The organism is Mesorhizobium sp. P2_H9 (assembly GCF_056403215.1).
Genome location: NZ_JBFUFX010000006.1, coordinates 247,633 through 259,941, shown reverse-complemented (window position 1 = coordinate 259,941; position 12,309 = coordinate 247,633). Strand labels below are relative to the sequence as shown.

11 protein-coding genes are annotated in these 12,309 nt (G+C 63.5%); 7 read left to right on the top strand and 4 right to left on the bottom strand.

Annotation, left to right across the window (positions count from 1 at the left end):
• Positions 1-8: 8 nt before the first annotated feature.
• Together AC1DXN_RS13580 and AC1DXN_RS13575 are read left to right on the top strand one after the other, a co-directional pair.
• Entirely contained in the window at positions 9-1,190 is a 1,182-nt protein-coding gene (locus AC1DXN_RS13580; RefSeq protein ID WP_477421572.1) for an MFS transporter, read from the top strand.
• A gap of 59 nt (positions 1,191-1,249) precedes the next feature.
• Entirely contained in the window at positions 1,250-2,284 is a 1,035-nt protein-coding gene (locus AC1DXN_RS13575) for an aldo/keto reductase (protein WP_477270526.1), read from the top strand.
• Between the two features lie 164 nt (positions 2,285-2,448).
• On the opposite strand, the gene AC1DXN_RS13570 is transcribed toward AC1DXN_RS13575, so the two are convergent.
• The gene (locus tag AC1DXN_RS13570) at positions 2,449-2,721 is read right to left on the bottom strand and encodes an usg protein (RefSeq protein WP_477270524.1); all 273 of its coding nucleotides are present in this window, start codon (positions 2,719-2,721) and stop codon (positions 2,449-2,451) included.
• A gap of 302 nt (positions 2,722-3,023) precedes the next feature.
• On the opposite strand from AC1DXN_RS13570, the gene acs reads away from it, so the two are divergent.
• Positions 3,024-4,979 (top strand): acetate--CoA ligase, encoded by a 1,956-nt coding sequence (gene acs, locus AC1DXN_RS13565; protein WP_477245939.1) that lies wholly within the window; start codon positions 3,024-3,026, stop codon positions 4,977-4,979.
• The gene (locus AC1DXN_RS13560) at positions 4,979-5,719 is read left to right on the top strand and encodes an MOSC domain-containing protein (protein ID WP_477270522.1); all 741 of its coding nucleotides are present in this window, start codon (positions 4,979-4,981) and stop codon (positions 5,717-5,719) included. The genes acs and AC1DXN_RS13560 overlap by 1 nt, the downstream gene beginning before the upstream one ends.
• 236 nt (positions 5,720-5,955) lie before the next feature.
• Here AC1DXN_RS13560 and AC1DXN_RS13555 read toward each other — a convergent pair whose 3' ends face one another.
• Complete coding sequence (locus AC1DXN_RS13555; RefSeq protein ID WP_477270521.1) at positions 5,956-7,227, bottom strand: class I SAM-dependent methyltransferase; 1,272 nt, start codon at positions 7,225-7,227, stop codon at positions 5,956-5,958.
• A gap of 420 nt (positions 7,228-7,647) precedes the next feature.
• Positions 7,648-8,517, bottom strand: a complete 870-nt coding sequence (locus AC1DXN_RS13550) for a transglutaminase-like domain-containing protein (RefSeq protein WP_477270519.1) — start codon at positions 8,515-8,517, stop codon at positions 7,648-7,650.
• 171 nt (positions 8,518-8,688) lie between these two features.
• Here AC1DXN_RS13550 and AC1DXN_RS13545 point away from each other — a divergent pair, with 171 nt between their 5' ends.
• The gene (locus AC1DXN_RS13545) at positions 8,689-9,354 is read left to right on the top strand and encodes an HAD-IA family hydrolase (protein WP_477270517.1); all 666 of its coding nucleotides are present in this window, start codon (positions 8,689-8,691) and stop codon (positions 9,352-9,354) included.
• Positions 9,355-9,502: 148 nt separating this feature from the next.
• Here the strand turns inward: AC1DXN_RS13545 and AC1DXN_RS13540 are convergent, their stop codons facing one another.
• Positions 9,503-9,724, bottom strand: a complete 222-nt coding sequence (locus tag AC1DXN_RS13540) for a DUF1674 domain-containing protein (protein WP_477270515.1) — start codon at positions 9,722-9,724, stop codon at positions 9,503-9,505.
• A 123-nt stretch (positions 9,725-9,847) separates the two neighbouring features.
• Here AC1DXN_RS13540 and htpX point away from each other — a divergent pair, with 123 nt between their 5' ends.
• Positions 9,848-10,864, top strand: a complete 1,017-nt coding sequence (gene htpX / locus AC1DXN_RS13535; RefSeq protein ID WP_477270513.1) for a zinc metalloprotease HtpX — start codon at positions 9,848-9,850, stop codon at positions 10,862-10,864.
• Entirely contained in the window at positions 10,855-12,243 is a 1,389-nt protein-coding gene (locus AC1DXN_RS13530) for an RsmB/NOP family class I SAM-dependent RNA methyltransferase (RefSeq protein ID WP_477270511.1), read from the top strand. Before htpX ends, AC1DXN_RS13530 begins: the two co-directional genes overlap by 10 nt.
• Positions 12,244-12,309 lie beyond the last annotated feature (66 nt).

Here is a 12,309-nt window from a genome sequence, read left to right as displayed (position 1 = left end):
AAACCGCCATGCCTCTCGCTCTCTACGCCCTCGCCGCCGGCGCCTTCGGCATCGGTGTCACCGAATTCGTCATCATGGGCCTGCTGATCGATGTCAGCAAAGATCTCGGCGTCTCGATCTCGGCCGCCGGCCAGCTTATTTCCGGCTATGCGCTTGGCGTCGTTATCGGCGCACCGCTGCTGACCATCGCCACCGGCAACTGGCCGCGCAAGACCGTGCTTCTGGCACTGATGGCGATCTTCACGCTGGGCAATCTCGCCTGTGCGCTGGCGCCGGACTACTGGACGCTGATGGGCGCCCGCATCATCACCGCCTTCGCCCACGGCACCTTCTTCGGCGTCGGCTCGGTCGTCGCCACCGGGCTGGTGGCGCCCAACAAGAAGGCCTCGGCGATCGCGCTGATGTTCACCGGCCTGACCATCGCCAACATTCTTGGCGTTCCCTTCGGCACCTGGCTCGGCCAGGCTTTCGGCTGGCGCGCGACCTTCGGGGCGGTAACCCTGGTCGGGCTCGCCGCCTTCGCCATCATTCTCGTGCTGGTGCCGCGCAGCCAGGCAGCGCCGGAAAAGAGCAACCTGCGCAGTGACCTCGCCGTGCTCGGCCGCATGCCGGTGCTGCTCGGCCTCGCCACCACCGTGCTTGGCTATGCCGGCGTCTTCGCCGTCTTCACCTACATCGCCCCGCTGCTGACCGAGATCAGTGGCTTTGGGGAAGCTGCGGTGTCGCCGATCCTGCTGGTCTTCGGCGGCGGCCTGATCGCAGGCAATCTGCTCGGCGGCAAATTCGCCGACCGCTGGCTGGTGCCATCCGTTCTCGGCAGCCTCGTGGTGCTGGCACTGGTGCTCGGCACCATGACCTTCGCCCTGCACAGCCAGGTGATGGCCGTCCTCTATGTCGGCCTGCTCGGTGCCGCCGCCTTCGCCACCGTGGCACCATTGCAGATGTGGGTGCTGGAAAAGGCGCAAGGCGCCGGCCAGAGCCTGGCCTCGTCCTTCAACATCGCCGCCTTCAATCTCGGCAATGCCGGCGGCGCCTGGCTCGGCGGCATGGTCATTGCTGACGGCCCCGGCCTCGGCGCCGTCAGCTGGATCGCGGCCTTGCTGCCGCTCTCGGCACTCGCAGTCGCAATGCTGGCGCTACGGTTCGATCGCACCGCCGCGCTCGGCACGCCCGCTTCCGTGCGGTCCTGACATCCGCAGGCAAAGCCAGATCGCTTTCACTTTCCGTCCACACCCGCAGGAGTAAGAAAATGGACTATCGACGTCTAGGCGCATCCGGCCTCAAGGTCCCGGCGCTTTCGTTCGGCACCGGGACTTTTGGCGGTTCGGGGCCATTGTTCGGCGCCTGGGGCACCAGCGACGCCAATGAAGCACGGCGACTGATCGACATCTGCCTGGAAGCCGGCGTCAATTTGTTCGACACCGCCGATGTCTATTCGAACGGCGCGTCCGAAGAAGTTCTCGGCGCAGCCATCAAGGACCGCCGCGACGCAGTGCTGATCTCGACCAAGACGTCTTTGCCGATGGGCGACGGCCCGGCCGACTACGGTTCGTCCCGGTCGCGGCTGATCAAGGCCGTGGAGGATGCGCTCAGGCGTCTTGGCACCGACTATATCGACCTGCTGCAGCTACACGCCTTCGATGCCGCGACGCCGATCGAGGAGGTGTTGTCGACGCTCGACGATCTCGTGCGCGCCGGCAAGCTGCGCTATGTCGGCGTCTCTAATTTCTCCGGCTGGCAAGTGATGAAGTCGCTCGGCCTCGCCGACAGGCATGGCTACCCGCGCTATGTCGCGCATCAGGTCTACTATTCGCTGCTCGGCCGCGACTATGAATGGGAGCTGATGCCGCTCGGCCTCGACCAGGGCGTCGGCGCGCTGGTGTGGAGCCCGCTCGGCTGGGGCCGGCTGACCGGCAAGATCCGCCGCGGCCAACAGCTGCCGGAAAAGAGCCGGCTACACGACACGGCGAGTTTCGGGCCGCCGGTCGAGGACGAGCATCTCTACCGGGTCATGGACGCGCTTGACGCGGTGGCCGAGGAAACCGGCAAGACCGTACCGCAAATCGCGATCAACTGGCTGTTGCAGCGCCCGACCGTGTCATCCGTCATCATCGGGGCTCGCAACGAGGAACAATTGCGCCAAAACCTCGGCGCCATTGGTTGGACGCTGACGCCGGAGCAGATGAAAAAGCTCGACGTCGCAAGCGAGGTCACCGCGCCCTACCCGTATTTCCCCTATCGCCGTCAGGAAGGTTTCGCCCGGCTCAATCCGCCAGCGGTGTGACCGTCCAAACGTCTCGGGGTCAGGGTGTGTTGAGATTCAGGTCAGGCCGAGCCGAAAACGGTGGGTTCCGAGAACCGGAGCGGAGCGTACTTTTGGGTACGTGAGCACCGGAAGCGCAGGAAGCCGGCGTTTGCAGGCCGGCCTCACCTGAATATCGACATACCCTAGTGCAGCACGAACTCACCATCCACCTTGCGCCATTCATTCGGCGCGATCAGCTTCTGGTGCGTGTAGACAACCGAATGCAGCGGACCATCGAGTTTGGCCTGCCAGAATTCGATGAACCGGATCAGCACCGGAAACTTCGGCGCCAGGTCGTAGTCCTGCCAGATGAAGCTCTGCAAGAGATGTGGATGATCGGGAAAATGATAGAGAATCTTGGCCGTGGTCAGGCCATAACCCCTAAGCATCAGGTCCATTTCGGCATGGTCGCGCATTGCAGCCCCCAGGTTGATTCACCTCGCCTCCCAACGAACATTGTGCGCGCCGTTGCTTAACTGTCTATTGATTTTTCCTGATCGAAACAGGCTTTTCCACGCGAAAACATACAGTTAGCAGCGAATTGGACCGAGTGCTGACAGCACATGACGGTGCCCCTGCGTCATCCCGCCACGCAAACCCAACGTCTAATATTGCCGTCACCGCGGAACTGATAATAATGCGCGCGAATTCGCGGCCGCGTCGCCGCGATCCCGCCGGCGTTTCAAGCCGGCGGATTGGTTTGGGAGGAAGTGAAGAAATGTCCGAAGTTCATGTCCATCGCGTCCAGCCGGCGTGGAAGAAGAACGCGCTGATCGACAACGACACCTATCTCAAATGGTATGCCGAAAGCGTCAAGAACCCGGACAAGTTCTGGGGCAAGCATGGCAAGCGCATCGACTGGTTCAAGCCGTTCAGCAAGGTCAAGAACACCTCCTTCGATGGCAAGGTCTCGATCAAATGGTTCGAGGACGGGCTGACCAACGTTTCCTACAACTGCATCGACCGGCACCTGAAGAAACGCGGCGACCAGACTGCCATCATCTGGGAGGGCGACAATCCCTATGACGACAAGAAGATCACCTACAACGAACTCTACGAGCATGTCTGCCGGCTGGCCAATGTGATGAAGAAGCACGGCGTCAAGAAGGGCGACCGTGTCACCATCTACATGCCGATGATCCCTGAAGCGGCTTATGCGATGCTCGCCTGCACGCGCATCGGCGCCATCCATTCGATCGTCTTCGGCGGCTTTTCGCCGGATGCGCTGGCGGGCCGCATCGTCGATTGCGAATCGACCTTCGTCATCACCGCCGACGAAGGCCTGCGCGGCGGCAAGGCCATTCCTCTGAAGGAGAACACCGACAAGGCGATCGACATCGCCGCCAAGAATTTCGTCATGGTCAAGAATGTCGTCGTCGTGCGCCGCACTGGCGGCAAGGTCGGCTGGGCGCCGGGGCGCGATGTCTGGTACCACGATGAAATCGCTTCGGTGAAGGCCGAGTGCAAGCCGGAGAAGATGAAGGCCGAAGATCCGCTGTTCATCCTTTACACGTCGGGCTCGACCGGCAAGCCGAAGGGCGTGCTGCACACCACCGCCGGCTATCTCGTCTACGCCTCGATGACGCACCAATATGTCTTCGATTACCACGACGGCGACATCTACTGGTGCACCGCCGATGTCGGCTGGGTTACCGGCCACAGCTACATCGTCTATGGGCCGCTCGCCAACGGCGCCACCACGCTGATGTTCGAAGGCGTGCCCAACTACCCTTCGCAGGCCCGCTTCTGGGAAGTCATCGACAAGCACAAGGTCAACATCTTCTACACGGCACCAACGGCGCTGCGCGCGCTGATGGGCGCCGGCGACGATCCCGTGAAAAAGACGTCGCGCAAGTCATTGCGCGTGCTTGGTTCGGTCGGCGAGCCGATCAATCCGGAAGCCTGGGAGTGGTATTTCAACGTCGTCGGCAACGGCAAGGTGCCGATCGTCGACACCTGGTGGCAGACCGAGACCGGCGGCATCCTGATCACGCCGCTGCCTGGCGCCACCGACCTAAAGGCAGGTTCGGCGACGCGGCCCTTCTTCGGGGTCAAGCCGCAGTTGGTCGATAGCGAGGGCAAGGTGATCGACGGCGCCGCCGACGGCAATCTCTGCATCACCGATTCCTGGCCCGGACAGATGCGCACCGTCTATGGCGATCACGAGCGCTTCATCCAGACCTATTTTTCCACCTACAAGGGCAAGTATTTTACCGGCGACGGCTGCCGCCGCGATGCCGACGGCTACTACTGGATCACCGGCCGCGTCGACGACGTGATCAACGTCTCCGGCCACCGCATGGGTACGGCGGAAGTGGAATCGGCACTAGTCAGCCACAACAAGGTTTCCGAGGCCGCCGTCGTCGGCTACCCGCACGACATCAAGGGCCAGGGCATCTACTGCTACGTCACTCTGATGGCCGGCGAGGCGCCGAGCGAGGAGCTGCGCAAGGAATTGGTCGGCCATGTTCGCAAGGAGATCGGCGCCATTGCTTCGCCCGACAAGATCCAGTTCGCGCCGGGCCTGCCGAAGACCCGCTCCGGCAAGATCATGCGCCGCATCCTGCGCAAGATCGCCGAGGACGATTTCGGCTCGCTCGGCGACACATCGACGCTGGCCGATCCGGCTGTGGTCGACGACCTGATCGCCAACCGGCAGAACAAGAAGGGCTGATGCCGTCGACGGTCGGTTCCGTCACTGAGCTTTGGCGCTATCCGGCGAGCTCGCTCGCCGGTGAACGCCTCGACGCGATTTTGGTAAGTCAGGAAAGCATCGACGGCGACCGCATGTTCGGTCTCGTCGATGTCTCCGACAACGAAATCGCGCGGCCCGATCGCGATGCGAAATGGCACAAGGTGCCGCGCATCCGCACTCGGCTGTCACAAGCTCGCCAGCTTGAAGTTGCCGTTCCCGGCGGCGACTGGCTGGCGGCACCCGGCGCCGAAAGCGACCGCGCCGTATCAGCCTATCTCGGCTTCGAAGCCTCGATCCGGCCGTTCGGCCCTGAAAATGCCGCGCCCGGCTATTCCGGCCCGCTGACCGCGGCGCGCTATCGCAAGGCGCCTATCCATCTCCTGACCACGGCGTCGCTGGCCCGCCTCAAGGCGCTGCATCCGGAGGGTGCCGACCCGCGCCGCTTCCGACCCAACATCGTCGTCGACGTGCCACCGGTCGAGGGCTCGTTTCCCGAAACGGAATGGATCGGCCGCAAGCTGGCGATCGGCGACCTCAAGCTGACCATCGCCGAGCCATGCCGCCGCTGCGGCTTCACCATCATTGCCCAGGATGGCTTGGACCACGACCCGGCCATCCTTCGCAACCTGGTCCGCCACAACGCCCACAATCTCGGCGTCTATTGCACGGTCGACCAGCCCGCCCGCGTCGAGATCGGCGCAACGATGCGGTTTCTCTGAGGATTGTGATTTCGTCATACTAGGGCGAAGCAAGGAGCGAAGCGACGCGGCGCAGACCCTAGTATCCATGCCGCTACGCTAACGCGTTGCAGCGGTGCAGAATTCTGTTCCGCCGCATTCCCCGGCAAAGGTCGCGGCATGGATCCTCGGGTCAAGCCCGAGGATGACGAAGGCGCGAGAGCATCGACCAATCTCGAAGCTTGGCGACGAGCGTGGCGGCGACGGTCCTCCAATCCTCATTCCCGATACAGATCCGCCCGCGTCGGCGGCAAGCCGCTTGGCCCCCGCGCGCGCCTGGTGACGACGGTCTGGAAAATCTGTGCCGAGGCACGCTCGAAGGTGATCGAGCAGCCGGTGAGATATAGCAGCCAGAGCCGCGCCTTGGCCTCACCCACTTCGGCAATCGCTTCGTCGAACCGTGCCTGGAGGCGCTCGGCCCACAGACGGCAGGTGCGGGCATAGTGCTCGCGCAGGTTTTCGACGTCATAGACGAGGAAGCCATGCGCCTCGAGATTGCCGAGCGTCATGCCGATGGTGTCGAGTTCGCCGCCCGGGAAGATGTATTTGATCAGCGCTTTGAATTCCGGACCCTTGCGCAGGGTCTTTTTCATGTCGCCCTTGCTGCGCCGGGTGATGGCATGATGCAGATAGATGCCGCCAGGCTTGAGCAGACGATGGATGGTCGAGAAATAGGTGGCATGATTGGCAAGCCCGAGGTGCTCGAACATGCCGATCGACGATATCTTTTCGAAGGTGCCGGAAAGTTCCGCATAGGACTTGATTTCGATGGTGATGCGATCCTCCAGCCCTTCGGCACGAATACGCTCGCGGGCGAGTTCGGTCTGCGCCTCCGACAGCGAAACGCCGTGGCCAACGACGCCATAATTTTTCACGGCGTAGATGAGCATCGCCCCCCAACCGCAGCCGATGTCGAGCAACCTTTCGCCGGGCTTCAGCCGCAGCTTGCGGCAAATATAGTCGAGCTTGTCGATCTGCGCCTGATCGATGCTGTTGGCGAAATCCTTGAAGTAGCCACAGCTGTAGACCATACGGTCGTCGAGGAAGAGCCGGTAGAAGGCGTTTGAAATGTCGTAGTGGTGCTGGATCGCCTCCTGGCTCGAACCGCTGACGAAGGGATTGCGCCCGGAAAGATCGGTCCGCGCAGTCATCTGTTTTCGCGAAAACAGCACGGCTGGCAGGTCGCGCAGGATCGCCAGCTTCGGCAATGTCTTGAGCTTCGTGCGAAGCTTGCCTTGCGAAGGCAGGGCGTAGAAGTCGAACAGCGATCCGTCCTCTATGTCGACAGTCTTGGAAATCCACATCTCGATCAGCGTCGAGAACGAGGGCCGACGCACCATCTGCCAGACGATGTCCTGGTCGTTGATGACAAGCACCGGGCCGGTGGCGGGACCGATCCGTTCACCGGTCCACAGCCTGACCGCAAAGCCCGGCTTCAGCGCTTCGATAACCGTCCGAACGATCCGGGCTGCCCTCTCGGCTGCTTCCATGCCGTCCTCCTCCCAAATGCTGGGTGGCCGGCAATGATTTTGCCCGTCCGACCGGCCGGCCGCAACCCGCTCGCACGAGAAACCCGGCCCATGCGGTTTTTCAGCGGGGCGCCTTGTCTTTTGCTGCGGCGCACCCCATCATGAGGATGTGTTCAACAAATCGAAAGGAGGTGATCCGATGTCGAGTGATTTCGTTTTCCAGAACGTGGCCTCAGCGGATTGCACTTTCGGGAAGCAGTCTTCCCGTTAAGGCGCGAAATGCGCGGCGGGTGACTTCGGTCACCGCCATGGGCCGCGCCACGGACGGAAACACGGAAGGCCGCCGGCTTCGCAAGAAGCGGCGGCCTTTTCCGTTTAGTGCATGTCGCCCAAAAATGTGCAGCGGTTTTGGGACAACGACATGCATAAAAACAAAGCCCTTTAGGCCAGCATCTGCGCGCTGACCGTCTTATCGATGCCGTGATAGGGCGGGTTGAACAGATTGCCCTCCTGCTCGTAGGTCCACACCTTGAACAGCGACAGCTGGTGCTGGCCGAAACTGTGTAGCAGCGGCACGTCGGTGGCGTCGCGACCGCGCGCGATGACGACGCGGCCGATCCTCGGGCGATTGTGGCGGGGGTCGAACGTGTACCATTTGCCGTCGAGGAACACTTCCATCCAGGCCGAGAAATCCATCGGCGCCGGGTCGAGCGGCACGCCGATATCACCGAGATAGCCGTTCACATAGCGGGCCGGGATGTTCATGCAGCGGCAGAGCGTGATCGCCAGGTGCGCGAAGTCGCGGCAGACGCCGACGCGCTCCTCATGCGCCTGCGCCGCCGTGCGGGTTGAGCGCGCATAACCGTAGCCGAAGGACAGCCGGCTATGGACATAATCGACGATCGCCTGCACCCGCGCCCAGCCGGGCGGAAGCTGGCCGAAGAGCTGCCAGGCGAGACCGCCGAGATGATCAGTCTCGCAGTAGCGGCTGCCGAGGAGATAGAACAGCACCTCGTCGGGCAACTCCGCCACCGGCACTTCTTTGGCCAGCGTGTTGACCGCGTCAGTCTCGCCGCTGTCCTCGACGACGGCATCGTAGAGGATGCGAAAATTGCCGGCAGGCGCGGTGAACCGCCGGCAGGCGTTGCCATGAAGGTCGTGATAAACCTTGGTCGGCACCAATGGCGAGGTCAGCACCCGCGTCTGCCGCTTGATGTCGGCCTGCCTGTCCTTGTGGATCTCGAGCAGCGAAACGACCGGCGTGGCGGCAATACAGTCGATGGCGATTTCATAGCCGAGCCGGATCAGCATCGCAGTCCCCCTTTTGGTGATCGTGGAAAACAGTTTTGCTCAAACGCAAAAGGGCGGGCCATGGTTCCCTTGGACTGGTCGAAAAGACGCCCCGCGTGCCTTTCCATCCGGCCGCCGCGCCGTTACGATTGGCGTCTCTTCTCCCCTCCCGAAACGTTCCCAGGGTTTCAGATGTTTGCAGGCAGAAAATTCGCGGCCTTCCTGTTCGATATGGACGGCACGGTGATCAATTCGATTGCCGCGGCGGAAAGGGTCTGGGCCGAGTGGGCGCACCGGCAAGGTCTCGACGTTGCCGCCTTCCTGCCGACGATCCATGGCGTGCGGGCGATCGAGACAATCGGCCGGCTGGCGCTTCCGGGCGTCGACGCCGCCCACGAGGCGTATGTGCTGTTGCAGGCCGAGGCGGCCGATCTGGATGGCATTCTTCCGATCGCCGGCGCGGCGGCGTTCCTGGCGTCGCTGCCGCCCGAACGCTGGGCGATCGTCACCTCGGCGCCGCGCTCCTTAGCGCTGCTGCGCATGGAGGCGGCCGGCATCCCGGTGCCCGCTTTGATGGTCGCAGGCGAGGACGTTTCCCACGGCAAGCCGGCGCCCGACTGTTTCCTGCTGGCGGCGAAACAGCTCGGCGTCGATATTGGCGACTGCCTGGTCTTCGAGGACGCTCCGGCCGGTATCGCGGCAGCGGAGGCCGCGGGCGCGTCGGTGATGGTGATCAGCGCCACCCACCAGCACCCACTGCCGACGCAGCATGCCGCGATAGACGGTTACGAAGGGGTCGATACCACCATCGACGAAAACGGCTGGATCGCGCTCGAGCCACAACGCAACGCCGCTTAGGGTGCCAGGGTGTGTTGAGATTCAGGTCAGGCCGAGTCGAAAGCGGTGGTTCCCGAGAACCGGAGCGGAGCGTACTTGAAGTACGTGAGCACCGGAAGCGCAGGGAACTGCCGCTTGCAGGCCGGCATCACCTGAATATCAATACACCCTAGAAGTCACTGGTCAGGCCTTTGACTTCCCAATCGCCATAGCGGCCGGGTTCCTTGCCACCGCGGCCGCCGATTTCCTTCGGCAGCGCGGCCTCTTTCTCGCGATAGGCTTCGCGGCGCGCTTTGGCTTCCGCCAGCGCGCGGCTGGCTGCCGGCGGCAGTGGCTTTTGCGACGTGGCGTCATCGGGAGCGGCGTCGGTTTTGCTGGTTTCGTCGATCATGCGATATGTCCGGCGGATTGAAACGAGCGCAGGCGTTTCCCATCATATAGCGATGAACACACAGGGATCGACCCCTTTCTACCACCGCCCCAAACCTAGCCACGAGCAAAGACGGAGCAGACGATGAACACGATGCGCACCGCCATGCTTCTCGCCGCGATGACGGCGCTGTTCATGGGCGTCGGCCTTCTGATCGGCGGCACTGGCGGCATGGTGATCGCCTTGCTGTTCGCCGCCGGCATGAACCTGTTCAGCTACTGGAACGCCGACAAGATGGTGCTGTCGATGAACCGCGCCGTCGAGGTCGACGAGAAAAACGCGCCTGAATATTACGCCATCGTGCGCGACCTCGCCAATCGGGCCGGCTTGCCTATGCCGAAAACCTATCTGATCGACAACCCGCAGCCCAATGCCTTCGCCACCGGCCGCAACCCGCAAAACGCCGCGGTAGCCGCCTCCACCGGCCTGTTGCAGACCCTGACGCATGAGGAAGTCGCCGCTGTCATGGCGCATGAACTGGCCCATGTCGAGCACCGCGACACATTGACCATGACCATCGTCGCCACGCTTGCCGGCGCCATCTCGATGCTCGGCAATTTCGCCTTCTTCTCCGGCGGCAACCGCGACAACAACCCGTTCGGCTTTGTCGGCGTGCTGGTGGCGATGATCGTGGCGCCTTTCGCCGCCATGATCGTTCAGATGGCGGTCAGCCGCACCCGCGAATACGAGGCCGACCGGCGCGGCGCCGAGATCGTCGGCAACCCGCTATGGCTGGCTTCTGCCCTTGACAAAATCGCCCGCGGCGCCGAACGCATCCGTAACCCGGACGCAGAACGCAATCCGGCGACCGCCCACCTCTTCATCATCAATCCCCTTTCCGGCGAGCGCATGGACAGTCTGTTTTCCACCCACCCGAACACCGACAACCGCATCGCTGCCCTGCAGGCGATGGCGCGCGAAATGGCCGGCGCGCCGCAGGCAGCGCCACGCCAGGCACCGACGCCCCGCCAGGCGGACGAGCAGCAATCGGCGGGACCGTGGGGCAAGCCAGCCGAGCCGCAGCCGCCGGCTGAGCCCGCGCAGCCGAAATCCAACCCGTGGGGCCGCAATCCGACCGGACCCAAGGGTCCGTGGTCGTGAGCGGGGCCAGGCCTCGGCCCGCAATTTCAGCCGATCGTGAAACAGGCGACGCCGACGGACCCGTGGCCGGCCTCGCCGCCCGCAAGGCGGCCGCTCGCCTGCTCGCCGCCGTCATCGACGCCAGGACGCCGCTGGACGGGCTGACCGACCACGAGAACGGCCATCCGCAATACAAGGCGCTCGACCTGCGCGACCGTGGCCTGGTGCGCGCCATACTGGTCACCGCGCTGCGCTACCGCATGACCATCACAGGGCTGCTGGCGCGGCGGCTGGAAAAGTCGCTGCCGCCCAATGCCACGGCGCTTTCGCACATACTGCATGTGGCGGCGGCGCAGATCCTGTTCCTCGACATTCCCGACAGCGCCGCCGTCGACCTTGCCGTAACCCACGCCAAGTCCGACCCACGCACGCAGCGTTTCTCCGGCCTCGTCAATGGCGTGCTGCGTACCTTGGCGCGTGCCAAGGAGACCGAACTGACCGCCGCCCTTGCCGCCACCGACGAAGCACCAAAATGGTTTTCCGACCGGCTGAAAGCCGCCTACGGCCCCGACAAGACCAGAGAGATTCTCGCGGCCCATCGCGTCGAGGCGCCGGTCGACTTCTCGGTCAAATCCGATCCCGAACTGTGGGCGGAAAAGCTTGGCGGCATCGTGCTGCCGACCGGCACGATACGCGTGGAAAAGCTCAGCGCGTCGGTCACCGAACTGCCCGGCTTCACGGACGGCGCCTGGTGGGTTCAGGATGCGGCGGCCAGCTTTCCCGCGCGCCTGTTCGGCGATGTGCAGGGGCTTCGCGTCGCCGATCTCTGCGCCGCGCCGGGCGGCAAGACCGCGCAGCTGATCCTTGCCGGCGCCAAGGTCACCGCCGTCGACACCTCGAAGAACCGGCTGGTGCGGCTTACGCAAAATCTCGAACGCCTTGGCCTCTCGGCCGAGATCGTCCAGGCCGATTTGCTGAAATACCAGCCGGCGGAACTGTTCGACGCCGTCCTGCTCGACGCGCCCTGCTCCTCCACCGGCACCGTGCGGCGACATCCCGACGTGCCCTGGACCAAGACGGCGGCCGATGTCGAGAAACTCGCCGACCTGCAGCGAAAATTGCTGGCGCGCGCCGTCACCTTGGTCAAGCCGGGCGGACGCATCGTCTTTTCCAATTGTTCGCTCGACCCGCATGAGGGGGAAGACCTCTATCGCAGCTTCCTCGCCCAGACGGCCGGCATCGCCGACGATCCGCTAAAACCGGGTGAGATCGCCGGCATGGATGCCTTCCTGACGCCAGAGGGCACGCTGCGCAGCACGCCCGCCGATCTCGACCTTGGTTCGCCTGGAGTTTCCGGTCTCGACGGCTTCTTCGCCGCCCGCATGCGACGGGTAGCCTAAGGTGCAACGCGTCGCCTAGGATGTGTCGAGATTCAGGTCAGGCCGCGCCGAGAGCGGCGGTTTTCG

What these genes read in the sequence shown, in the direction of transcription:
- AC1DXN_RS13560 (WP_477270522.1), top strand. Translation starts at nt 4,979, where the DNA reads ATGCCGTCGACGGTCGGTTCCGTCACTGAGCTTTGGCGCTATCCGGCG.
- AC1DXN_RS13580 (WP_477421572.1), top strand. Translation starts at nt 9, where the DNA reads ATGCCTCTCGCTCTCTACGCCCTCGCCGCCGGCGCCTTCGGCATCGGT.
- AC1DXN_RS13545 (WP_477270517.1), top strand. Translation starts at nt 8,689, where the DNA reads ATGTTTGCAGGCAGAAAATTCGCGGCCTTCCTGTTCGATATGGACGGC.
- AC1DXN_RS13540 (WP_477270515.1), bottom strand. Translation starts at nt 9,724, where the DNA reads ATGATCGACGAAACCAGCAAAACCGACGCCGCTCCCGATGACGCCACG.
- AC1DXN_RS13575 (WP_477270526.1), top strand. Translation starts at nt 1,250, where the DNA reads ATGGACTATCGACGTCTAGGCGCATCCGGCCTCAAGGTCCCGGCGCTT.
- AC1DXN_RS13570 (WP_477270524.1), bottom strand. Translation starts at nt 2,721, where the DNA reads ATGCGCGACCATGCCGAAATGGACCTGATGCTTAGGGGTTATGGCCTG.
- acs (WP_477245939.1), top strand. Translation starts at nt 3,024, where the DNA reads ATGTCCGAAGTTCATGTCCATCGCGTCCAGCCGGCGTGGAAGAAGAAC.
- AC1DXN_RS13555 (WP_477270521.1), bottom strand. Translation starts at nt 7,227, where the DNA reads ATGGAAGCAGCCGAGAGGGCAGCCCGGATCGTTCGGACGGTTATCGAA.
- htpX (WP_477270513.1), top strand. Translation starts at nt 9,848, where the DNA reads ATGAACACGATGCGCACCGCCATGCTTCTCGCCGCGATGACGGCGCTG.
- AC1DXN_RS13550 (WP_477270519.1), bottom strand. Translation starts at nt 8,517, where the DNA reads ATGCTGATCCGGCTCGGCTATGAAATCGCCATCGACTGTATTGCCGCC.